Source organism: Microbacterium sp. (assembly GCF_036823965.1).
In the GTDB taxonomy this organism is placed as follows: domain Bacteria; phylum Actinomycetota; class Actinomycetes; order Actinomycetales; family Microbacteriaceae; genus Microbacterium.
Map to the genome: position 1 here is coordinate 41,876 of NZ_DAITBE010000005.1, position 21,781 is coordinate 63,656.

The following is a 21,781-nucleotide window of genomic DNA, read 5'->3' on the forward strand; positions in this document are numbered from 1 at the left end:
CCGTCCTTTCGTTGCGGATTCAAGCGTCGATGGTCGCGCGCACGGCGCGAGCGACATCGGGAGCGTTTGGGGAGTCCGAGTGCACGCAAACGCTGGCGAAGCGCACGTCGATCAGTGAGCCGTCGGCGGCCGCGATGGGCTCGCCGCGAAGCGCCGTGGCGACACGGTCGGATGCCGCCTGCGGGTCGGTCTGATGCGCGGCACGGACGAGCGCCAGCGTTCCGTCCGGGTTGTAGTTCATGTCGACGTAGAGCTCCCCGATGAAGGGGACGCCCTCCTCCGCACAGACGCGGTCGTGCTGGGTGCCGGCGAGTCCGAGGAACGGAACGTCGAAGACGCGCACCGCCCTGGCCGCCGCCCGCATGAGCTCGGCATCGTCCGCGAGCATCCCCCAGAGCGCGCCGTGCGGCTTGACGTGGTTCAGCGGCATGTCTGCTGCGTGCAGGAAGCCGAGGAGCGCGCCCGTCTGATACAGGATCAACGATTCGACCTCGTCGGGCCGCATCGTCATCCGTCGGCGGCCGAAGCCGACGAGGTCGGGGAGTCCCGGGTGCGAGCCCACGCGCACGTCGTGCTTCTTGGCGAGCGCGACGGTTTCGCGCATGACTCCCGGGTCGCCGGCGTGGAAGCCGCACGCGACGTTGGCGAGATCGATGATCTGCATCAGCTCCGGATCATTGCCGAAGGAGTGCAGGCCGAATGCCTCGCCCATATCAGAGTTGATGAGTACGCGTTCCCGGGCTGCCATGCGGCCACAGTAGCCGCCACTCGCCGTCTGCATCGTTGGGCAGTATGCTCATTCTGCGCAGCATGCAAGTGAACTCTGCACAACACGACTCGACATGAACATCGGAGAGATCCATGCGTGTCCTAGATCTGCTCGATGACGACGTCATGGGAATCGCTCTGCGGACCGACCGCGATCACGGCCATCTGAACGGCCCTATCAGCGGATGCGCGCAGTCAGAGCTGATGGATCCGACTCCATTCCTGCAGCGCGGCGAACTCATGCTCACGACCGGCATGGCCCTGCACTTCGAAGACCTCCGCACCTGGGAGGCGTACGTCGAGCGCCTCGCCTCCGTGCCCATCAGCGCTCTGGCGTTCAGCGTGGGTCGAGTCCACGGGGCTGTACCGGACGGACTGATCGCAGCATGCGATCAGCACGGCATCCCCCTCCTCGAGCTGCCCGAGGATCTTCCGCTGCTGCAGTTCTCGCGGCACATCTGGCAGGAGCTGGCCGCGCAGCGATACGAAGTCGTGCGAGCGGGGTGGGAACTGGCTGACGACTGCACGCGTCTCGCCACTCACGGCGTGCCGATCGTGACTGTGCTGGAGCGCATCGCAGAAGAGATCGTCGCGCAGGTCGAGCTGATGGACCCCGGCGACTTCGCGCTCGCCTCGGCCGGCCCGACGGCACGGTCGGGTGCCCCATCCACGATGCTGGCGCTGCCGGGCGGCTCCGGTGCGCGATTCACGCTTCGCATCCGCGGCGGGACGGAGGACCAGCTCCTTCAGCCGCTGCTCGGTCCGGTCGCTGCTGTGCTGGCGATGCAGCTGTCGTACACACTCGCCTCTTCCTCGCCGCTGCATTCCGCGGCCGGAGCGCAGCTCGTGCAGGCCGCCCTCGATGACGCAACGGCACCGGACGATCTCATCCTCCTCGCCGAATCGGCGGGCTTCGATACGAGCGCGCCGTGGCAACTGATCGCCATCGCCTGCGAGCCCTCAGCATCGACGGCGAACGCGCGATTGATCGCGTGGCGCCTGCAGGTGCATCTGGAGTCACGATTCGGGGTCGTGTGCTTCTTCGAACAGCCGGAGCGCACCGTGTTCCTCCTCCAGCACCCGTCCGGCGAGGGCCGCATCGTCGACAGCGTGACGGCGACGATCGATGCCGCCAAAGTCGGCGTCGTCTTCGCGGAGAATCTCGCCTTCGAGGAGCTGTCTCTCGCCCTGCGGATGGCGACACGGGAGCCGTTCGTCGCCGGAGTGCGCACGCTGCCCGCGCTCGACATCGCCTCGATCGTGCGCTCGCTGCCATCGTCCGGCCTCCGATCGCTGTCTCATCGCGTGCTCGCGCCGCTCGACGAAGCCGATCCCACCGGCACTCTCACCGAGACGCTGCGCTCGTATCTCCGCCACAGCGGCACGGTGCGAGCCGTGGGCGACGAGCTGTTCATCCACCGCAACACCCTCGCCTATCGCATCCGGCGCATCGAGAAATTGCTGGGCGTCGACCTGCAGGACGGCGAGATCCGCGCAACCCTGCTCCTCGCCCTGCACGTCGTCGCCTCGTAGTGCAGTCTGCATAGCCGTCCGCGCAACACAGGGCAATCGGCCGATTCCTTCGCGGCGTCCAGGTCACTACATTCACTGCTCACCGGCACTCTGCCGTCCTGCGCGCACAGCCCACCCGAAGGAGCCCCTGTGGCCTACGCCGATTACGTCATGCCCACGTCCGAACGAGCCCCCCGATGGTCGCTCTCGATGGCCTGGTGGGCCCTCTTCTCCGCCATGTTCTGGATCTACGTCGCTGTCGCCTCCGCCGGAGCGGTCGGTCTCGTCGACACCATCATCGGAATGGTGCTCACCGTCGCCACCTACGGCGTCGTCAACCTCATCCTCTCCCGGCACGCCGCCCGCACCGGGCTGACTGTCGAACTGACCTCCCGGTCGATGTTCGGTCTCGTCGGATCGGCCCTTGCGACCCTCATCTTCGCTGCAACCGCGATCTACTACTGCGTCTTCGAGGGTTCGATCATCGCGATCGCGTTCCAGAAGACATTCGGCGGTGAGCTCAACCTCTGGTACGCGCTCGTCGTCGCCTACGCGATCCCGCTCGCCTCCGGACCTGTGCAGAAATGGCTCGACCGCCTCAACGGCTTCCTGCTGCCGATCTATGCTCTCGGCCTCATCCTCGTGGTCGTCTTCGCGACCGTGAAGTACGGCGCACCGACGAGCATCTTCGACGTCGCAGCTGCCGGGCCTCTTCCGGGCTGGGTCACCTCGTACCTGATCTACATGGGGGTATGGATCATGATGATGTACACGTTCGACTACGCACGCATGGGACGGAAGAACGACGAGAAGTTCCACGGCCAGTTCACCTTCGGCTGGGTGTTCTACTTCTTCACCTTCATCGTGAACGGCCTCGTCGGCATCTACATCATCGCTACGACCGGACATGAGGGCAGCGAGACGGGTGTCGTCGACGCCTTCCTCGGCTCCATGGGCTTCTTCGGCCTGCTGGTGATCTTCATCTCGCAGACCCGCATCAACACCGCGAACTACTTCCTCGCCTCCAGCAACCTCGACGCGTTCGCCACCCGGGTATTCCGTCTCGCGCTGCCACGATGGGTGTGGGTGATCGTCGCGGGCATCATCACCTACGTGCTGATGCTGACCAACGTGGTTTCGTGGCTGCTCAAGGCTCTGGCCTGGCAGGGGGTCTTCGTCGTCGCCTGGGTCGCGATCGCACTGGTCTTCATCTGGATGCTGCGCGGCAAGGACGTGGTCCCCGAGGTGCGCCGGGAGAAGCTTCCCGCGGTGTCACTGGGCGCCCTCGCCTGGGTCGTGGCCGCGACCGTCGGCATCCTGCTCACCGAGCTCGCCGGAGCAACCGTGTTCGGGGCACTCGCACCGGTGATCACCTTCGTGATAGCGGCGGTGGGATCCTGGCTCGCTTTCAGCCTGCAGCCACCGCCCACCATCGCGACCGCGGGGGCGCCGAAGATCGACGAGCAGCACCTGGCCTGACACCCCTGGGGACGCGAAAGGGGCGAGGATCCGAAGATCCTCGCCCCTTGTCTGCTGAGACTTACCAGCTCGACTTGGTCACGCCGGGCAGCTCGCCACGGTGTGCCATGTCACGGAAGCGGACACGCGAGATGCCGAACTTCGTGAGGACACCACGGGGGCGGCCGTCGATGACGTCGCGCGAACGCACGCGAGCCGGCGACGCGTTGCGCGGCAGCTTCTGCAGGCCGACGCGTGCGGCCTCGCGGGCCTCGTCGGTGGCGTTCGGGTCGACGAGGGTCTTCTTCAGCTCGGCGCGACGCTCTGCGTAACGCTCGACGATGACCTTGCGCTGCTCGTTGCGAGCGATCTTGCTCTTCTTAGCCATTGATCAACGCTCCTCTCGGAATTCGACGTGCTGACGGATGACCGGGTCGTACTTCTTCAGCACGAGGCGGTCGGGGGTGTTGCGGCGGTTCTTCTTCGTCACGTACGTGTAACCCGTACCTGCCGTCGAACGCAGCTTGATGATCGGACGGACGTCCTGAGCCTTCTTGGCCATTAGAGCTTCACACCCTTCGCCTGGAGGTCCTTGACCACGTTCTCGATGCCGCGGACATCGATCACCTTGATGCCCTTGGCGGACACGTTGAGCGTGATCTTCCGACCGAGCGATGCGACGAAATAGGTCTTCTTCTGCACGTTCGGGTCGAAGCGGCGCTTCGTCCGGCGGTGCGAGTGCGAGACGTTGTGACCGAAACCGGGAACAGCTCCGGTCACCTGGCACACTGCTGCCATGATGGTGACTCCTTCTCTACCGTGAGGCCAGACGGCCCCACCCAAGATCCCTTGTCTGCACGCGATCCGACCCCTCGAGGCCCGACAGCATGCGAACTGCGCACAGGAGTGTGCGCAGACAAGGAGTCAGTTTAGCATGGCTCCGGACCCGGGCGTGTCGGGGGTCGGATGCTGCGGACTCGCCGACTGCGCGCCCCTCCCCCAGCGGAACGGCGAGACGGTCGGGTCGCCCGGTATCCAGAAGCGCCACGGAAAGGCATCCGTCCCTGCGATGCCGGCGACACCGACGCGAGGTCCGGTCGCGATCTCCGCGAGCGGCTCCCGGAGCCAGAGCTCGGCACCGGCGCCGTGCCAGGCCTCTCCCGTCACGGCATCGATGCCGTCGTGGAGCGGATGCCGGAGACCGACGGCCTGGCCGAGACGGCCGGGCCCTCGCGCGAGGTCGCGGAGGGCGACCGCGGTGAGCGGCAGGGATGCGCCACGGCGCCGCGCGGCGGCGTCCGTCCCCTCGACCACGGAGCCGGCGCGCAACAGGATTCCACCGGCTTCGCCCTCACGACCTGCGACCACGTTGACGCAGGAGTGGATGCCGTGACTGAGGTAGACGTACAGGTGCCCCGGCTCACCCCACATCGTGGCGTTCCGCGCGGTGCGTCCCATGCGAGCGTGCGAACCGGGGTCGGGCAGCGGCCCGGTCCCTGCGCCGTGATATGCCTCGACCTCGGTGATCCGCAGCCGCACCTCGACCGGCGCATCGCCCTCGTCGCGCGGCGTCGCGACGATCGTGCGCAGCTCCGCACCGAGCAGCCGCGGCGCGACCTCGACGGGGAGCCCGCTCAGCTCGCCGCGCGTGGCCCGATGCAGCCCGGAGCCACCCACCTCAGAACCGCGGCGCCGTCTGGCACCACGACGCGTCGAAGCCGGTGAGCGCCACGATCTCGTCTCCGGTTCGCAGGTCGATCAGATGCGTCTCCATGTTCTGCGGCAGCGGCAGCAGCATCCCGTCGTAGGGGTTGTTCGCGAGGTCCGGAGCGATCACGACCGCCGCATACTGTCCGCTCGGCGAGGCGCACGCCTGCAGGATCGAATCGGTCGCGCCGACCTCGACGATCGGCTCTGCCGCTCCGTCGTCGCCGACTCGGATGATCGCCTGCCCCTGGGGGATGCCGTTCTCGTCTCGGGAGACGACGTGGCGCAGCGTTCCGCCGGGGAACGGCGTGATCGTGCTGGCGACGCCGTAGTCGGGATCGGATGCCGCGAGCGGCACCTCGGATCCATCGGTGAGGTTCAACTCGACCACCGCGCCGTCGAGACGCTCGATGATCGCGGTGTACGTGCCACGGGACACGCCCTGGATGTTCGCCGCCAGCCCGAGCGACTGCACGCCGGCGTCGGTGGAGCGGTCGAGGAGCGAGAGGGCGCCGTCGAAGTCGATGAACAGCACGGCGGAGCTGTCCGGCACGAACTGCCACGCGAAGACACTCGCCTCGACACCGGCGACCTCGGTCACCTGCGGCTCATCGTCGCCGGTCAGCGACTGCGTCACCAGCACGCTCGCGCGGCCCTCGGTGTCGCTCAGCTCGACGTCGGAGTAGCTGTATCCGACGAGTCCACCGCGCTCCGACACCTGGATCGCGCCGACGTACCCCGTGCCAGGCAACGGCAGCTCGCGCTGATCCGTGCCGTCACGGTTCATCACGAGCAGCGTCGAGCCGTCGTCGCCGCCGACTGCCACGACGAGCTTCGTCGACGTCGCGCGGAAGTCGTTGATCTCGGAGGCGGCGAACACCGGCACGGCCTTCTCGCCCGTGAGATCCGTCCGGAAGATCTTGTCGTCGCCGTCGACGTCGCGGGTGAGCAGGAAGATGTTGGATGCCGGTGTCGTGAAGCTCGTGGTGAGGGTCGAGGTCGGCCCACCCCCGGCGCCGCCGACGTCGGCCACGGTGATCGTGTACTTCGTGTCGTCGTCGAGGGGGACGGTGAAACGGATGCCGATGCCGCGGCCCGCCGCATCGACCGTGAACGGCGCCGCCGGCTCGACCGTGACCTGCGCAGGGTCGATGTCGGTGAGCGACTGGTTCGCCGTGAGGATCACGCGGCTGCCGGACGACTCGATCGCCTGCCGCGGGTCGGCCTGGACATTCGTGATCCGCGGCCCCTGGAGCAGGCTGACGACGCCGAGCCCGGTGCCGATCAGCACCAGCACGCCGAGCACAGCCGCGATCGTGAGCACGAACCGGCGGGAAGGGCGCGGTTTCGCGGGATCCGGCGCAGCAACCCGGTCTTCGGGCTCGACGGCAGTGGGCGCCTGAGCCCGTCGACGGGGTCCGTCCACATCCTGGGATGCGTCGACAGGCTCAGCAACCCAGCCCTTCGGCGCAGCGATCCAGTCCCGCGGCGCCACCGGAACCGCAGGCTCCGTCGCAGGCGCTTCGACCGAATCCGTCGGCTCGACAGCAGCGGGTCCCTGAGCCTGTCGAAGGGCCCCGTCCACGGCCTGGGGTGCTTCGACGGGCGCAGCAACCGAGTCGTCGGGCTCGGCAATTCCCTCCTGAGCATCCGCCTCTGCAGCCGCAGCATCCGCTGCACGGGCCTCTGCCTCACGGGCTGCGCGCATCTCGGCGCGCGTCCGCGGGACCGCCGGGACGTTCGGGCGCTCGTCGTCAGTACTCATACGGGTCCCCAGGCTCGTCGATCGCGACGACGTCGGTCGGCTCGACGTGGAGTTCGCCGTCGGCATCCGCGCGGATCGTGCCGGTGACCTCGACCCACTGGCCGGTCGGGTACTCGGCGGCATCCACCGTCACCGGCAGTGTCGCGGTCTGCGCGTCGATCACGCAGTGCGTGATCACGAGGCGGGTCAGGTTCACGCCGTCAGAGCCCGGCGTGACGAATCCGGTGAGCTTCACCGGGGCGCCGTCGTAGGCTGCCGTGTTCGTCGCGGTCGCGAAGACGCTCGCCCAGTCGCCGACGCCGAACGTCGAGGTGTCTGCGACGCCGAGCGACACGGTGTCCGCTCCGGCGAACAGGGCGGTCTGCTCCTCAGCGCGCGACATCGCGAGCTCGACCGAGAGCGTCGCCGGCGGCAGCACCAGCGCCGCGACGACGACACCGGAGGCGATCACGCCGCCGGTCACGGCGCCGACCGTCGCGAGCGTTCGCCGAGGGGATGCCGCGGGCACGGAGCCCTCAGCGGCATCCACGACGTCGTCATGGCCGTGATCATGGCCATGGTCGCCCTCGACGCCGAGCGGCAGCGTGCATGACCAGATCGCTCCGGCCAGGGTGACGACCGCTGCGGCGGCTGCGAACCACACCGACTCGGGGCTGATGTACAGCGTCAGCCGGCCGGTGACGGCGAGTCCGAGCGTGACCACGGAGATCAGGGCGGCGAGGCCGACGCCCAACCACCGGGAGCCGAGCGCGCGTGCGCGAGTGCGCGAGGAGACCTGCTCAGACAAGGACGTTCACCCCGATCCCGATCGCGAATGCCGAGGCGACCACCACGCCGACGATCACCGCGAGCGTGCGCCCGGTGAACGTGGTGCGCATGAGCGCGAGCATCTTGATGTCGACGAGCGGCCCCACCAGCAGGAAGGCGATGAGCGCGCCGGAGGAGAAGGTCGAGGCGAACGACAGTGCGAAGAAGGCGTCGACATTCGAGCAGATCGCGACCGTCATCGCGAGCGCCATCATCGTGACGATCGAGAGCACCGGGTTCGAGCCGATCGCGAGCAGCATGTCTCGCGGGATCAGCACCTGCACAGCGCCGGCGAGCGCCGAGCCGATCACGAGGGCAGGCATCACCGCGCGCAGCTCGACCAGGAACTGCGTCAGGCTGCGCTTCATCGGGGTGCCGTGCTCGTGCGTGACGCGGTCGCAGGTGTCGATGAAGCGCTGCGTCAGCAGGGAGTTCGGATCGGGGTGACGGCTGAAGATCCAGCCGATCAGGTTCGCGATCAGGTAGCCGCCGACGAGACGGGCGATCAGGATGCCGCCGTCCCACCCGAACGCCGCGTGCGTGGTGAGGATCACGATCGGGTTCACGATCGGCGCCGCGATGAGGAACGTCAGCGCCTCGGCCGGGGCGAGCCCGCGCATCATGAGTCCGCGTGCGAAGGGCACGTTGCCGCATTCGCAGACCGGGATCAGCATGCCGAGCAGCGACAGCACTGCACGGCGAGCCCACGCCCGCTTCGGCAGCCACCGGTGGATCACATCGGCGGGCAGCCACACCTGCACCACGATCGAGAGCACGACGCCGAGCACCACGAACGGCAGCGCTTCGATGAGCACGCTGAGCGCGAGCGTCAGGCCGTCCTGCGCGCGGGTCGGCAGCGAGGCGGGGAACAGCGCAGGCAGGAACTGGTCGATCAGGAACAGCGCGACGACGACGACCGCGCCGATGCCGAGGCCGACCCACGCCGATCGCGGCGACCGGGTCGGGCGATGCGAGTGCCGCGGCGGGGTGAGCAGGCTCACGCGGATGCTGCCCCGGCGCTCTCGCGCTTCTTGGCGCAGGGGGTGCAGAGGCCGAAGATGTCGACGACGTGCGCGGCATCCGTGAATCCGTGCAGTGCAGCGGTGCGGTGCGCCCACTGCTCGACATCCTTGGCCTCGATCTCGACCGTGAGTCCGCACGAACGGCAGATCAGATGATGATGGTGGCCCTGCGTGGTGCAGGCGCGGTAGAGCGCCTCGCCCTCGGGGCTCTGCAGCGAGTCGGCGTCGCCGGAGGCGGCCAGCCCCGACAGTGCGCGGTAGACCGTGGCGAGTCCGATGCCGGTGTTGTCATCGCGGAGCGAGGCATGCAGGTTCTGCGCGCTCACGAATCCGCGCGCGTCGGCGAGCGCTTCGCGCACGCGTTCGCGCTGCCAGGTGTTCCGCTGAGCCATACCGAGAGTCTAAACCGCGCGCATCGCCGCGGGCTGGGAGAGATCGAGTCGGGTCATCGGTCGCTCCTGACGCGACGTTTCGCGGGCGTGGGGACGATTCGCGGACGCTTCACCACGAAGTGATCCGCGAAACGTCACGGCCTCCGCGAAACGTCACGCGCGCACGCGCCGCACCCGAGCCCGCGAGCGCTGCACGATCCAGCAGATGCCGTAGATCGTGAACGACAGGGTCGTGATGTACGGGCTGACCGGAAGGGTGCCGGCGAGGGCGAGCAGGATGCCGCCGACGGCCGAGATGAAGCCGAACAGCGCGGCCAGCAGCGGCACAGCCACCGGTCCTGCGGTGACTCGCATGGCGGCCGCGGCGGGTGTGACCAGCAGCGCCATCACCAGCAGTGCGCCGATGATGTGCACGCTGACCGCGACGATGAGTCCGAGCAGCACCATGAAGATCAGGCTCACCGCACGCGTCGGCACACCGCGAGCGGCTGCGGACTCGGGGTCGAGCGAGTCGAACCGCAGCGGGTTCCACATCACCAGCAGCCCGATCAGCACGACCGCGCTGATGCCGATCAACCAGCCGAGATCGGGGCTCGACACCGACACGATCTGCCCGGTGAGCAGGCTGAAGCGGTTCGCGCTGCGACCGTCGTAAAGGGAGAGGAACAGGATGCCGAGGCCGAGGCCGAACGGCATCAGCACACCGACGATCGAATTGCGATCTCTGGCCTTCGCGCCGAGCACGCCGATCAGGATCGCAGCGACGAGCGCGCCGCCGAGCGACCCGGCAACGACGCTGCCACCGAACAGCAGCGCAGCCGCCGCACCCGCGAACGACAGCTCGCTGACGCCGTGCACTGCGAACGCGAGGTCGCGCTGCATCACGAAGACCCCGATCAGGCCGCCGACGATGCCCAGCACCGCACCGGCGATGATCGAGTTCGCGAGCAGGGCGACGAGCTCACCATAGTCCTGGAAGGAGAAGACATCGCTCCAGTCGACCAGCGGCCTCATGCTGCGCCTCCGTGCTCATGGTCGCCGTGCTCGTGGTGGGGCTCGGCATCGGGCACTCCGACGACCACGAGGCGGTCCCCTGCACGCAGCACGAACACGGGGGTGCCGTACAGCTCCGTCAGCACGCGGGTCTGCAGCACCTCGTCCGGCGTCCCGAGCAGGAACCGCCCGCCGGCGATGTACAGGATGCGGTCGACGCGACCGAGGATCGGGTTGATGTCGTGCGTGACGAACAGCACGGCGGCGTCGCGCTCACGGCGCTGGCGGTCGATGATGTCGGTGACCGCCACCTGGTTCGCGAGGTCGAGGTTCGACAGCGGCTCGTCGCACAGCAGCAGCGACGGCTCGTCGGCGAGCGCCTGTCCGACCCTGAGCCGCTGCTGCTCGCCGCCCGACAGCATCCCCACCCGGCGCTCGGCGTAGTGCGCTGCACCGACCGATTCGAGCAGGTGGTCGACCTTGGCGCGGTCACCGCGGTGCGGGATCGGGAAGCCGAAGCGGCTGCCCTGCACGCCGAGTGCGACCAGGTCGCGGGCACGCATGCTGGTGTCAGGGGCGAGCGAGCGCTGCTGCGGCACGTATCCGATGCGCGCGTTGCCACGATGCACCGGCTGGCCGGCGACGCGGATCGTCCCGGAGGAAAGCGGCTGCAGTCCGAGGATGCTGCGCAGCAGCGTCGTCTTGCCGGAGCCCGACGGCCCGAGCACGGCGATGAACTCTCCGGCGTTCACTGTCAGGTCGAGACCCGACCACAGCTCACGGTCGTCACGGCGCAGCGAGGCGTTCGAGATCTCGAGAACGGGCACCGCGGCATCCGACGGGCCGCCAGCGCTGGGTCCCTGAGCCGAACCCCCGCTGGGTTCCTGAGCCGAACCCCCGCTGGGTCCCTGAGCCTGTCGAAGGGCCCGACTCACGACTGGATCGCGGCGGCGAGGCTCTGAATCGCATCACGCATCCACTCAGAGTACGACGATCCGTCCTCGAGCAGCTCGGTGAAGGCGACGACCGGGATGCCGGCATCCTTCGCGGCCTCCTCGACGCGCTGCGTCTCGGCCCCTCCGGTCTGCGCGTTGGTGAGCAGTGCGGTCAGCGTTCCGCTGTTGATCACGTCGAGCGACTCGAGCAGCACGGCGGGGGCGACATCGCTGCCCTCCTCGACCGACTCGGCGAAGCCCTCCGGCGTCGCGTCGGTGAGACCTGCTGCAGCGGCGAGATAGCCGGGCAGCGGCTCGGTGATGAACACCGTCTTGCCCTCTGCCTGCGCCTGGAGCCCCTCCAGGTCGGCCTCGAATCCCTCGAGGTCGGCCGTGATCTTCGCGGCGTTCGCCTCGAAGTCGGCCTTGCCCTCGGGATCCAGCTCGGCGAGCTCGTCGGAGATGGCCTCCACGACATGGATCATCGTGTGCGGGTCGAACCAGACATGCTCGTTGAAGCCCTCGATGTGGTTGTGGCCCTCATGACCTTCCGCATCGTCGGCGTGGTCGTGCTCCGCCTCGTCGTGTCCCTCCTCGTCATGCCCCTCGTTGCCGGGGAAGTCGTGCGAGAACTCGACGGCGGTCACCACGTGCGGGTCGGCGGCGTCCTTCAGGAGCGAGTCGACGAAGGCGTCGTATCCGCCGCCGTTCTCGATCACGAGGTCGGCCTTCTGCACCGTCAGTCGGTCGCGGGCGGTGGCCTCGTACGAGTGCGGGTCCTGCGTCGCGGACTCGATGATCGAGGTGACGTCGACGCGGTCGCCGCCGATCTGCGCGGCGATCGAGCCGTAGACGTTGGTGCTGGCGACGACCTGGATCGTGCCGTCACCCTCTGTGGCCGACGTCGGCGTGGCCGAGCAGCCGGCGAGCGCGAGGACAGCAGCGGAGGTGAGCGCGAGGGGGGCGGCGAGCTTCTTCATGCTCACACTCTACGTGCTAATGAGAACCATTATCAACTCGGCGACTCGGCCGGACGCGGATGGCCGCACCCCACTCCGGGATGCGGCCATCCGCGACGCCTGCGTCGTTGCGACGCTCAGCCCATGCGGCTCAGTCGAGCAGTCCGGCCGGCGCGATCCACGCCGTCGTCTCGCCCGGGAGCAACGAGCCGTCGAGGTCTGCGCTGGAGAGCACGACGTCAGCGCCATCCGACCCGAGCTCGAACGGCTCGGTGCCGAAGTTCGCGACGACCTGCCAGCCGTTCGGACGCGCGAAGCGCAGCACGTCGGGGCGTCCGGTCTCGATCCACTCGAGCGTCTCGCCGGTCTGCAGCGGATGCCGCAGGCGCAGCGCCTCGCGGTAGAGGGCGAGCGTCGACGAGGGGTCGGCAGCTTCGACATCCACCGCGTACTCGGCGAACCAGGCCGGCTGCGGCAGGTGCGCCTCGGCCGAACCGAAGCCGAAGGACACGCCGTCGGCCGACCAGGGCAGCGGCACGCGGCATCCGTCCCTGCCGAGTCCGTCGAACGCCGCCCCGCGGAAGAATCCCGGATCCTGGCGCTGCTCCGGCGTGATCTCGGCGACCTCCTGCAGCCCGAGCTCCTCACCCTGGTACAGATAGGCGCTGCCCGGCAGTCCGAGCATGAACAGCGACGCCGCACGCGCGCGCCGCAGGCCCTGCTCACGGTCGATCATGTCGGCCGGCCCTCCTGCCTTGACCCACTCGGTGCCCTGCTTCACCGCGCGTCCCTCGAGCGGGGCGAGTCCGTACCGGGTCGCGTGCCGCGTGACGTCGTGGTTCGACAGCACCCACGTGGTCGACGATCCCGACCGCTGCGCCTGCTGCAGGTTGTCGTCGATGATGCCTCGGAACTGCTCGGCATCGAAGTCGGCGACGAGCAGGTCGAAGTTGAACGCCTGGCCGAGACCAGCAGCCGAGGCGTATCGCGCCCGGCGCTCCGGCGTCGCGACCCAGGCCTCCGCCACGGCGGTGCGGGGCGGATCGTAGGAGTCGAACACCTCGCGCCACGTGGCGTAGATCTCGTGCACGTCGTCGCGGTCGGTGGTCGGATGCGTGCCCGAGGTGCGATCCATGGCGTCGAGCTCGGCCTGCGACGGCAGGGGCTCGGAGAGATCCTTCGTGAGCATGTGCGCCACATCGACGCGGAATCCGTCGACCCCGCGATCCGACCAGAAGCGCAGCGTCTGCAGGAAGTCGTCACGCACCTCCTGGTGATCCCAGTTGAAGTCCGGCTGCTCGACCGCGAAGTTGTGGAGGTACCACTGGCCGTCCTCGACGCGCTCCCACGCACTGCCGCCGAACACCGAGATCCAGTCCGTCGGCGGCTCTGCACCGTCGGGGCCGGATCCGTCGCGGAAGATGTAGCGCTCGCGCGCCGCCGAGCCACGGCCGGCGGCGAGCGCCTCCTGGAACCACGCATGCTGATCCGAGCTGTGGTTCGGCACGATGTCGACGATCACGTGGATGCCCCGCGCATGCAGCGCCGCCACCATCGCGTCGAAGTCGGCGAGCGTGCCGAGCCGCGGGTCGACGTCGCGGTAGTCCGCCACGTCGTAGCCGCCGTCGGCCAGCTCCGACGGATAGAACGGACTCAACCAGACCGCATCGATCCCCAGATCCGCGAGATAGTCGACGCGGGAGAGGATGCCGGGGACATCCCCGAGTCCGTCGCCGTTCGCGTCGGCGAAGCTGCGGGGATAGATCTGGTAGACGGCCGCCTGACGCCACCATGCCGCGGCGTCGGCGGATGTGCGGGTCTCGGTGAGAGTCGCATCGGTCATGAGAGAGAACTGCTCCTTCGGTTGTTGCGGTTGTTCTGCGATGGTCCTTCGCCCTTCGACAAGCTCAGGGACCCATGGGGTGCTGATGCCCCACCCCATGGGGTATTGATGCCCCACCCCATGGGGCGCTGAGCCCGTCGAAGCATCCGATCACCCCTTGACGGCACCCTGCGTGACGCCCTCCATGACGAAGCGCTGGGTGAACAGGTACGCCAGGATCGCGGGCGCCATCGCCATCAGGTATGAGGCGAAGGACACGTTGTAGTTGTTGCTGAACTGGTTCTGGAAGAGGTTCTGCCGCACCGGCAGCGTCTGCAGCGCCGGATCGGAGATGATCAGCGATGGCATCATGAAGTCGTTCCAGGCGTAGAGGAAGGCGAAGATGCCGACCGTGGCGCTCATCGGGGCGAGCAGCGGGAAGATCAGCTGCCAGAACGTCTGCCAGGTCGTCGCACCGTCGATGCGAGCACTCTCCTCGAGCTCGATCGGGATCGAGCGGAGGAACGCCGTGAACAGCAGCACACTGAAGCTCAGCTGGAACATCGTCGCGAGGATGATCACACCGAAGGGGTTGTCGAGTCCGACGCGTCCGGTGAGCTGGATCTGCGGCAGTGCGACCACCGGGAACGGGATGAACATCGCCGCCAGCAGGTAGAAGAACGAGTACCGGAACAGCTTGCGGTCCCAGTTGCGGACGATCGCGTACGAGGCGAAGGCAGCGAGGATGATCGTGGCGACCACGGTACCCGCGGTCACTAGCAGCGAGATGCCTGCACCGACCGGGAACTTGGTGAGGTTCCATGCCTCGACGAAGCCCTCGATGCTGAACGGGGCCGGCAGCGAGAACGCGTTGCCGTCGACCGCCTGGCCGGTCGTCTTGAACGCCATCGAGATCGTCACGTACAGCGGCAGCAGCACCGTGACGGCGCACAGGATCAGGATGATCGTGCCCGACCAGTTCACGCGCTCCATGCGGACTCGCGGCTTCTTGCCGGACGTGGTGATGGCCTCGGTGGCCGTGGCGGCACCCGGGAGGGGTGCGGTGGTGAGAGGTGCGGACATCAGAGTGCGTTCCTTCCGCGGGTCAGCGAGAGCTGCAGCAGGGAGATGAGCACGGCGACGATGAAGAAGATCGTCGCGTTCGCCATCTGGTAGGCGTAGTCGCCGCCGTTGAAGCCGGCGATGATCGTCATCGCCACGCTGCGGGTGGAGGTGCCTGGGCCGCCGTTGGTGAGTCCGACGATGATGTCGTACGCGTTCAGGAAGCCCTTGAAGCCGAGGATGATGTTGATCACGACGTAGCCGGCGACCAGTGGGATCGTGATCCGGGTGAGCTGCTGCGTCTTGCTCGCGCCGTCGATGCTCGCCGCCTCGTAGACCTCGCCTGGCACCGAGAGGAGCCCTGCGATGTAGATGAGCAGCGTGCCGGGGACCGCCTGCCAGGCGGTCACGATCACGATCGCGACCCAGGCGAGGTCGGGGTTCGCGAGCAGGCTGGTCTCGAGCCAGGGGATGCCGGAGCCCGCTGCCGCGTTGGGCAGCGAGTTCGAGAACAGGAAGTTGAAGACGTAGGCGATGATGATGCCCGAGATCACCATCGGGATCACGAAGATCGTGCGCAGCCCGGTCTTGAAGCGGATGCGGGAGGTGAGCCCGACCGCGAGCATGAAGGCGATCACGTTCACCACGATGACCGTGGCGATCGAGAACCCGAAGGTGAAGAGGTAGCTCTGCAGGATCGACGGATCGCTGAACATCGCGACGTAGTTCGTCAGTCCGTTGAAGCTCCACTCGCCGATGCCGATCGAGTCGGTGAAGCTGAAGAAGATCCCCATGACGCCGGGAACCGTGATCGCCAGCGTGAACAGGATCAGTGTCGGGACGAGGAAGAAGTAGTAGATCGGCTCGACCCGGCGGGTGTGCCGACGGATCTTGCGGGCGCCACCCGTGACGATCGCCGTGGTGTCGGTCGTCGGGGTGTTGGGCTTCGTGATGTTCGAAGCTGCCGCGTTCGGCAGCGCGGTGTCGGTCATGGTGCGGACTCCTCTGTCTCGCCTGATGCTGAATCCTGCGTGGTGGGGATCGGCGCGCGGAACGCGATGCGCGCCCAGTCCGCGTCCATCGTGCGCAGCGTGTTCGTCGTCGATGCGCCGAGCACCATGGCCTGCGCGTAGTTGAACATCGGCAGCGTCTTGGGGACCAGCACCGACGGGCCCTGGTAGATCTGACCGTTGTCGTAGTACTCGATCATCCCCTCGACGCGAGGGTCGTCCGGCGCCGGTGCGCCCGTCGTCGGGGTGAAGCCGAGCTGCGAGGCGTTGTACTGCTGGATGTGGTCGGGCTGATACAGGTACTCGAGGAAGTCGCGCGCGGCCTCCTGATGACGGGAGCCCTCGGGGATCATCGCCGCGAGGTCCATGTTGACGCGCACGCCGAGGTCGGCCGGGTCGTCGGTCATCGGCAGCGGGAAGGTGCCGAGCGCGAGGTCGGGTGCGGTCTTCTCGATCTCGCTGAACGCCCACGGCCCCTGCAGGTACATCGCGGCCTCGCCCTTGCCGAACGCGAGGTTGCCATCGCCGTATGCGCGGCTCGCGGCATCCGAGTTGGTGTAGTTCTTCGCGAGCTGCATCATGCGGTCCATCGGCTCGGTGAAGTCCTTCTCGAACGACACCTCCGAATCCGGACCGACCTCGGTGCCCTCGGTGGCGAGTGCGTCGAAGAAGTCGATCACGTCGACCGAGCCGCCGGCGGTGTAGTCGTACCAGCCCTGCGCCACCGTCCAGTCGTCCTTGAACGTTGCGTAGAACGGGTCGATCCCTGCGGCCTTGAGCTGCTCGCAGACCGCGAGCAGTTCGTCCCAGGTCTTCGGGACCTCGAGGCCCTGCGCCTCGAAGATGTCCTTGTTGTAGATGACCGATGCGGCCATCACCGAGTAGGGCAGCGCACTGGTGCGGCCCTCGCAGGAGCCGTACTGCTCCATGAGCGGCTGCAGGTCGTCGCGGATGCCGGCCGCGGCATCCGTCTCCGACAGATCGGTGAGCGCGCAGCGCTGCACGAAGCGCGCGATCTCGTAGTTGTAGTTGGCGAGCATGATGTCCGGCGGGTTGCCCCGCACGAAGCTCGCCGAGACCACGTCGACGCCGGAGGTGTCGATCTCGACCTTCACCTTGTCCTGCGAGGAGTTGTAGTCCGCGACGAGAGCGGTCATGAACTCGATGGCCTCGCGCTTGCTGAACGTGAAGCGGATGGTCTCCGTCGCGGAGCCTGCGGCGCAGCTGGTCAGAGCGGCGCCGACGAGCGTCAGGCCGAGGGCCCCGGCGATCAGTCGCACCGCGCGTGTTCGTCTGTCAGACATCGTCGTCCTTTCGATGTGTAGATCCACGTACTAAATCTAGTCAGCGAATCTACTCGTTCCTGGAGTACTGTCTCACTGGAGACGACGAAAGGTCAAGTGCTGTGGCAGAACTTTCCGATCTCGGGACCGGCCGCGCCAGTGTGGGCGCCGTACTCGACTTCGCCTGGACCGCCGGTGAGTTCACCGCCACCGAGGTGATGGCGAGCACATCGCTCACGCGCTCCACCGCGATCGACGCGATCGACACGCTCGTGGGCGCATCGATGCTGCACGAGCTGCCGAACGCCAGGGTCGCCGGCAGCTACCGGGCAGGCCGGCCCGCCCGTCGCTTCGCACTGTCATCCGACCTCGGCGTCGTGGTCGGCATCGACGCGGGAGACCGCCACCTCGCCGTCACCGTCGCGGACCTGCTCGACCGGACGCTGGTGAACCACCGGATCGAGGTCGACCCGACGCAGACCTCCGAGGAGCGCAGGGCCGCGATCCTCGAGCAGCTGCAGCTGGCACTCGCGGAAGCGGAGGTCGAGCCCGAGCAGGTGCTGGCGCTCTGCGTCGGCGTCGCTGCGCCGGTGAGCCGGAACGGCATCTCGCCCCCGCATCCGGACGGCTTCTGGGAACGCACGAACCCCGGCCTCGCCGAGGCGCTGCGCGACACAGCGCCGGTCGTCGAGATCAAGAACGACGCACAGCTCGCTGCGATCGCCGAGGGCGCGGTCGGGGCGGCGATCGGATGCCGCGACTACGTCGCCCTGCTCGCGAGCGAGCGCTTCGGTGGCGGTGTGGTCGTCGACGGGCACGTGCTGCACGGGGCGCACGGCGGGGTCGGCGAGGGCGTCGTCTTCGATCACATCATCGGCGTCGGATCGGCCTTCGGTCTGCGGTACTCGGTGCAGGATCAGGCGCGTACTGCGGTCGAGCGCGGCGAGATCGCTGCCGACAGCACGGTCGGACGCCTCGTCGCGAGCGAGCGCATCGACCCCCGACTGCTGCTGACGCTCGCGGCATCGGGAGACGCGGATGCCCTGCTCGTCACCTCGCGCGTCGGCGCCACGGTCGCCCGCGTGGTCGGCGTGCTCGGCAGCATGTACGACCCTGCGCGCGTGATCGTGTGCGGCGGCGTCGCCGAGAGCATCGAGCCGGTCCTCGCGGCTGCTCGCCGCATCCTGCCCGAGGAGCTGCACCTGCCGGCGCCGGAACTGCTCGCCTCGACGCTCGGCGCGGAGGTCGTGTCGATCGGCGCGGTCGCCACCGCGCGCAAGGCCGCACGCGAACGGGCCGTGCCGCAGCTGGCGCAGCACCGGCTGCAGGCGTCGGCGTAGCGCAGACGCCGCATCCACTGGGTCGCCGAGCGCGGATGTGAGCCGTCTGAACCGAGCGGGTCCCGGAGGTCGTGCGGGTTCAGGTTGCTCCCCCAACCGGGCGAACGGCCCGCTGCACTTCGAACCAAGATGACCAGGCGTCCGTCAAGTGGCGACGGAAGGTCCTGGAGAGCGCGACTGATTTTCCGGATGTGCCGTAAGAGTGCCGCGGCCTGCGGTCTGCACCAACCTTCCGCTGGCTCAGGAACGTTGTTCAACAGCCATTTGCAATAGCAAGCAACCGTACTGGCCCGAGTGCCTGACCGGTTCCTGGATGCGTACACGCCGAGAGCGGCCGGGGCGATACTTCGCCCGCATCACTACTGGCGCGTGACCATCCGAACCCGGGCATATCTACCGATATGTTCGCAACACATCGCACGCGCTGGAGTTCAGGGGCGATACAAAACGTGTGCTATGTTTCGGCGTCAGTGTTCGAAGGGTACGGGTGGGAGCGGGATGGGCGAGAGCGCGTGGGTCACGATGACTCGCGACTTGGTGCACCGAGAAGCAGTTGAAGGGGTGTTCATCGACTCCTACCGCCAACCGTCGGCACGAGACGTTGAGTTCCGCCTCCGTCAGCCTGCGGAGTTGAACGGTTTCGCCAGTAGTGCCCGAACCATAAACTCGCTTCTTGTTGCCGAGTACCTTCGACAGGCCACCATCGCGTACGGCCATCTCGCCTGGGATGTTCCGATCGGCTGGGCGTTCATCATGGGCCGCATGGAACTCACAGTCGAACAAACGGAGGCGACCGGCGAACTCACGGCTCACGTGAGCCCACTGCACCCGAAACTTTCAACCGGAGCGCTGCGCAGCGTCACTACAGCCGTCACTTTTCGGGCCGACGGCGAAGTCTTCGCGAGCGGTCGGGGCGAGCTCACGGTCGTCACGGCTGCGATGTACAAGCGCCTTAGGGGCGACATCGCGGGGCAATCGTTCCCGCGGAAGCCCTACGAATCGCCGGACGCGGTGCGGCTCGTCCAGGCCAGTGCCAGCGGGACGGAGTGGGACGTGCTTTTCGACCCAACAGATGCCTTTTTCTTCGACCACGCAGTCGATCACACGCCGGGCATTCTCTTGTTCGCGGCGGTGAAGCAAGCATGCATTCGAGCCGCAGGTCGGCTCGGCACGGACATCCGCCAGTTCGACGGCCGCTACGTGAGATACGCGGACCTGGATGAGCCGCTTCGAGTACGAGTTTCTCCAGAAAATTCGCACTCGACGCCGGATGCTTTCGCCGTGGTCGTATCTGGCCGAGACGACAGGACGATACTAAGCGCGCGTGTTGAGGTGGCGGCGTGAGCTGCGATTCCGTCTGTTCACGCCGACGCTCGCAATCCGAGCAGGTCGGGAATGCTCAGGAGCACGGGGTCATCGGCGTCCGCGAGCACCCCAGCCAGGACTATCGGCCACATCGCGGCGAGCATCTCCAGCATGCGGTCGCTGCGCCCCAGGGCCGCCGCGAGAAACTGGGTGCCGCTGAACGCGGAGATGATCACCTCAGCGGCAGCATCCAGGTCCAGCCCCGGCCTGGTTTCGCCCTTCGCACTCGCGCGCTCGAGAAGCACTCGGCAGGCAGAGATCCAGTCGCGGTAAGGCGTCGCCGTGACGGTGGCGAGCTCATCGACGGACTCAGTGCTGAGTCGCAAGCCTGCGCGGACTATCGCATCTCCCCGCGATTGCTCGGCCAAGGCCTGGGACAGCAGCACGATACTTGCAATGCCCGACATGTCTGCACGCGTCACGGATTGCAGAGTGCTGAAGGAAGTCTCGTGCTGGCGCCGAATGATGTCGGAGGCAAGAACCTGCTTGGACTCGAAGTAGTGATAGAGCGCCCCGAGAGTAAGGTCGACCCGACCAGTGATGTCGCGGAGAGTCGTCGCAGCGTAGCCTTGCTCGGCAAATATCTCGGCTGCTGCCTGAACAATCGCTTCTCGTGTTTCCTCTGCGCGCCTCTGCAATCGGCCTCCTCTCTACAGCCCTCAGTTTAATGGACCGGATATCCGAAGTCGTGGTGTCTCCGGCGCGTCCAGCCGTGGCTGTCACGGGCGCAAGCGGCTTTCTGGGCGGCGCGGTCGTTCGGGAACGGCCCGACGTTCGCAAGCGTGCACTCTTCCGGACTCCTCCTCAAGAAGCGCGGCGCGGCACCGACGTGGTCGTGGGCGACCTTCTCAATCCGGACTCGCTCGCTAGGCTGCTGGACGGGGTTCATACGTTGCTGCACTGTGCGAGCTACGTGGGTCCGGACAGCGATTTGGCTGTCACGGTGAACGACGTCGGAGCACGGGCCCTCATGCGCGCTGCAGCGCGAGCGGGGGTGCAGCGCGTGGTGTACCTGAGCACGACCGGCGTGTACGGGCAAGGTCCCTTTGTTGGTGCGGGGGAGGACACCCTCGTGGCGCCTACGTCGATGATTAGCCGGACGCGGGCCGTCGCGGAAGAACATGTGCTCGCCTACGGCGGGACGGTCATCAGGCCCCATCTGACATACGGCATCGGGGATACTCGGGTCATTCCGACTGCGGTGCGGACTCTTGAGGCTATGCGAATGATTCCACGTCCGTCGCCGCTGGTTTCAGCGGTCCCAGTGCAACAGCTTGCATCGCAGGTCTGGACCATTGCCGCGATGCCTGAGCTGGCCGGCCGGGCGCTGAACGCAGACCATGGCGCTCCCATCTCGCTACTCGACCTCCTCAGCCAAGCGCACTCGATTTCCTACGCGGATGAACAGCCAGCTCACAGGGTATTCGACGCAGCACTCGCTGTAGGGGCGAGTCCGCACCAAGCAGGGATGCTTACGGCGCACAACTACTTCTCGTCGGGGATTCAGGGGATAGCCCGCGAGCACACGGATGAGTCGCCCATATGGGCGTGGTATCGGACGGTGCTCGGACGACGCTGAGT

At 67.4% G+C, this 21,781-nt stretch carries 22 protein-coding genes; 5 read left to right on the forward strand and 17 right to left on the reverse strand.

The annotated features are described in order from the left end of the window. Positions 1-19: 19 nt before the first annotated feature. On the reverse strand, positions 20-748 hold the full coding sequence (gene pxpA / locus V7Z82_RS09980) for a 5-oxoprolinase subunit PxpA (RefSeq protein ID WP_334150887.1): 729 nt from the start codon (positions 746-748) through the stop codon (positions 20-22). Positions 749-894: 146 nt separating this feature from the next. Between pxpA and V7Z82_RS09985 the strand changes: the two genes are divergently transcribed. Continuing rightward, complete coding sequence (locus tag V7Z82_RS09985; RefSeq protein ID WP_334151500.1) at positions 895-2,301, forward strand: helix-turn-helix domain-containing protein; 1,407 nt, start codon at positions 895-897, stop codon at positions 2,299-2,301. Between the two features lie 129 nt (positions 2,302-2,430). After that, on the forward strand, positions 2,431-3,759 hold the full coding sequence (locus V7Z82_RS09990; protein ID WP_334150889.1) for a purine-cytosine permease family protein: 1,329 nt from the start codon (positions 2,431-2,433) through the stop codon (positions 3,757-3,759). A 61-nt stretch (positions 3,760-3,820) separates the two neighbouring features. On the opposite strand, the gene rpsN is transcribed toward V7Z82_RS09990, so the two are convergent. The 15 genes from rpsN to V7Z82_RS10065 all read right to left on the reverse strand — a co-directional run bounded on the left by rpsN (position 3,821) and on the right by V7Z82_RS10065 (position 17,516). Further along, entirely contained in the window at positions 3,821-4,126 is a 306-nt protein-coding gene (rpsN, locus tag V7Z82_RS09995; protein ID WP_017829734.1) for a 30S ribosomal protein S14, read from the reverse strand. Positions 4,127-4,129: 3 nt separating this feature from the next. Further along, the gene (gene rpmG, locus V7Z82_RS10000) at positions 4,130-4,300 is read right to left on the reverse strand and encodes a 50S ribosomal protein L33 (RefSeq protein WP_017203558.1); all 171 of its coding nucleotides are present in this window, start codon (positions 4,298-4,300) and stop codon (positions 4,130-4,132) included. Then, complete coding sequence (gene rpmB / locus V7Z82_RS10005; protein ID WP_042540533.1) at positions 4,300-4,536, reverse strand: 50S ribosomal protein L28; 237 nt, start codon at positions 4,534-4,536, stop codon at positions 4,300-4,302. The genes rpmG and rpmB overlap by 1 nt, the downstream gene beginning before the upstream one ends. Before the next feature lie 126 nt (positions 4,537-4,662). Then, entirely contained in the window at positions 4,663-5,415 is a 753-nt protein-coding gene (locus V7Z82_RS10010) for a DNA-3-methyladenine glycosylase (RefSeq protein WP_334150915.1), read from the reverse strand. A 1-nt stretch (position 5,416) separates the two neighbouring features. Further along, positions 5,417-7,210: a hypothetical protein gene (locus V7Z82_RS10015; RefSeq protein WP_334150917.1), complete on the reverse strand. Its 1,794-nt coding sequence runs from the start codon at positions 7,208-7,210 to the stop codon at positions 5,417-5,419. Beyond that, complete coding sequence (locus V7Z82_RS10020; protein WP_334150919.1) at positions 7,200-7,997, reverse strand: TIGR03943 family putative permease subunit; 798 nt, start codon at positions 7,995-7,997, stop codon at positions 7,200-7,202. Before V7Z82_RS10020 ends, V7Z82_RS10015 begins: the two co-directional genes overlap by 11 nt. Further along, positions 7,990-9,012: a permease gene (locus V7Z82_RS10025; protein WP_334151501.1), complete on the reverse strand. Its 1,023-nt coding sequence runs from the start codon at positions 9,010-9,012 to the stop codon at positions 7,990-7,992. The genes V7Z82_RS10020 and V7Z82_RS10025 overlap by 8 nt, the downstream gene beginning before the upstream one ends. A gap of 2 nt (positions 9,013-9,014) precedes the next feature. Further along, the gene (locus tag V7Z82_RS10030; RefSeq protein ID WP_334150922.1) at positions 9,015-9,431 is read right to left on the reverse strand and encodes a Fur family transcriptional regulator; all 417 of its coding nucleotides are present in this window, start codon (positions 9,429-9,431) and stop codon (positions 9,015-9,017) included. Positions 9,432-9,584: 153 nt separating this feature from the next. Further along, the gene (locus tag V7Z82_RS10035; protein ID WP_045278375.1) at positions 9,585-10,445 is read right to left on the reverse strand and encodes a metal ABC transporter permease; all 861 of its coding nucleotides are present in this window, start codon (positions 10,443-10,445) and stop codon (positions 9,585-9,587) included. After that, the gene (locus tag V7Z82_RS10040) at positions 10,442-11,251 is read right to left on the reverse strand and encodes a metal ABC transporter ATP-binding protein (protein WP_334150928.1); all 810 of its coding nucleotides are present in this window, start codon (positions 11,249-11,251) and stop codon (positions 10,442-10,444) included. Before V7Z82_RS10040 ends, V7Z82_RS10035 begins: the two co-directional genes overlap by 4 nt. A 104-nt stretch (positions 11,252-11,355) precedes the next feature. Continuing rightward, positions 11,356-12,339 carry a metal ABC transporter solute-binding protein, Zn/Mn family gene (locus V7Z82_RS10045; protein WP_334150930.1) on the reverse strand — a complete coding sequence of 328 codons (984 nt, stop codon included), beginning with the start codon at positions 12,337-12,339 and terminating at the stop codon, positions 11,356-11,358. A 130-nt stretch (positions 12,340-12,469) separates the two neighbouring features. Further along, complete coding sequence (locus tag V7Z82_RS10050; protein ID WP_334150932.1) at positions 12,470-14,161, reverse strand: glycoside hydrolase family 13 protein; 1,692 nt, start codon at positions 14,159-14,161, stop codon at positions 12,470-12,472. 150 nt (positions 14,162-14,311) lie between these two features. Beyond that, positions 14,312-15,133, reverse strand: coding sequence for a carbohydrate ABC transporter permease (locus V7Z82_RS10055; protein ID WP_334151502.1), 822 nt, complete (start codon positions 15,131-15,133; stop codon positions 14,312-14,314). An 89-nt stretch (positions 15,134-15,222) separates the two neighbouring features. Then, entirely contained in the window at positions 15,223-16,194 is a 972-nt protein-coding gene (locus tag V7Z82_RS10060) for a carbohydrate ABC transporter permease (protein ID WP_334150935.1), read from the reverse strand. After that, the gene (locus tag V7Z82_RS10065) at positions 16,191-17,516 is read right to left on the reverse strand and encodes an ABC transporter substrate-binding protein (protein ID WP_334150937.1); all 1,326 of its coding nucleotides are present in this window, start codon (positions 17,514-17,516) and stop codon (positions 16,191-16,193) included. The genes V7Z82_RS10060 and V7Z82_RS10065 overlap by 4 nt, the downstream gene beginning before the upstream one ends. A gap of 101 nt (positions 17,517-17,617) precedes the next feature. Here V7Z82_RS10065 and V7Z82_RS10070 point away from each other — a divergent pair, with 101 nt between their 5' ends. Continuing rightward, complete coding sequence (locus tag V7Z82_RS10070; protein WP_334150940.1) at positions 17,618-18,835, forward strand: ROK family protein; 1,218 nt, start codon at positions 17,618-17,620, stop codon at positions 18,833-18,835. Between the two features lie 498 nt (positions 18,836-19,333). Continuing rightward, positions 19,334-20,179 (forward strand): AfsA-related hotdog domain-containing protein, encoded by an 846-nt coding sequence (locus tag V7Z82_RS10075; RefSeq protein WP_334150942.1) that lies wholly within the window; start codon positions 19,334-19,336, stop codon positions 20,177-20,179. Between the two features lie 17 nt (positions 20,180-20,196). Here the strand turns inward: V7Z82_RS10075 and V7Z82_RS10080 are convergent, their stop codons facing one another. Beyond that, on the reverse strand, positions 20,197-20,838 hold the full coding sequence (locus tag V7Z82_RS10080; RefSeq protein ID WP_334150945.1) for a ScbR family autoregulator-binding transcription factor: 642 nt from the start codon (positions 20,836-20,838) through the stop codon (positions 20,197-20,199). Between the two features lie 29 nt (positions 20,839-20,867). On the opposite strand from V7Z82_RS10080, the gene V7Z82_RS18120 reads away from it, so the two are divergent. Beyond that, positions 20,868-21,779, forward strand: a complete 912-nt coding sequence (locus V7Z82_RS18120) for an NAD-dependent epimerase/dehydratase family protein (RefSeq protein WP_442927612.1) — start codon at positions 20,868-20,870, stop codon at positions 21,777-21,779. Positions 21,780-21,781 lie beyond the last annotated feature (2 nt).

Coding starts and splice junctions, on each gene's coding strand:
- rpsN (WP_017829734.1), bottom strand. CDS start 4,126: ATGGCTAAGAAGAGCAAGATCGCTCGCAACGAGCAGCGCAAGGTCATC.
- V7Z82_RS10060 (WP_334150935.1), bottom strand. CDS start 16,194: ATGACCGACACCGCGCTGCCGAACGCGGCAGCTTCGAACATCACGAAG.
- V7Z82_RS10015 (WP_334150917.1), bottom strand. CDS start 7,210: ATGAGTACTGACGACGAGCGCCCGAACGTCCCGGCGGTCCCGCGGACG.
- V7Z82_RS10075 (WP_334150942.1), top strand. CDS start 19,334: ATGGGCGAGAGCGCGTGGGTCACGATGACTCGCGACTTGGTGCACCGA.
- V7Z82_RS09985 (WP_334151500.1), top strand. CDS start 895: ATGGGAATCGCTCTGCGGACCGACCGCGATCACGGCCATCTGAACGGC.
- V7Z82_RS10055 (WP_334151502.1), bottom strand. CDS start 15,133: ATGGAGCGCGTGAACTGGTCGGGCACGATCATCCTGATCCTGTGCGCC.
- pxpA (WP_334150887.1), bottom strand. CDS start 748: ATGGCAGCCCGGGAACGCGTACTCATCAACTCTGATATGGGCGAGGCA.
- rpmG (WP_017203558.1), bottom strand. CDS start 4,300: ATGGCCAAGAAGGCTCAGGACGTCCGTCCGATCATCAAGCTGCGTTCG.
- V7Z82_RS10035 (WP_045278375.1), bottom strand. CDS start 10,445: ATGAGGCCGCTGGTCGACTGGAGCGATGTCTTCTCCTTCCAGGACTAT.
- rpmB (WP_042540533.1), bottom strand. CDS start 4,536: ATGGCAGCAGTGTGCCAGGTGACCGGAGCTGTTCCCGGTTTCGGTCAC.
- V7Z82_RS10045 (WP_334150930.1), bottom strand. CDS start 12,339: ATGAAGAAGCTCGCCGCCCCCCTCGCGCTCACCTCCGCTGCTGTCCTC.
- V7Z82_RS18120 (WP_442927612.1), top strand. CDS start 20,868: ATGGACCGGATATCCGAAGTCGTGGTGTCTCCGGCGCGTCCAGCCGTG.
- V7Z82_RS10050 (WP_334150932.1), bottom strand. CDS start 14,161: ATGACCGATGCGACTCTCACCGAGACCCGCACATCCGCCGACGCCGCG.
- V7Z82_RS10065 (WP_334150937.1), bottom strand. CDS start 17,516: ATGTCTGACAGACGAACACGCGCGGTGCGACTGATCGCCGGGGCCCTC.
- V7Z82_RS10030 (WP_334150922.1), bottom strand. CDS start 9,431: ATGGCTCAGCGGAACACCTGGCAGCGCGAACGCGTGCGCGAAGCGCTC.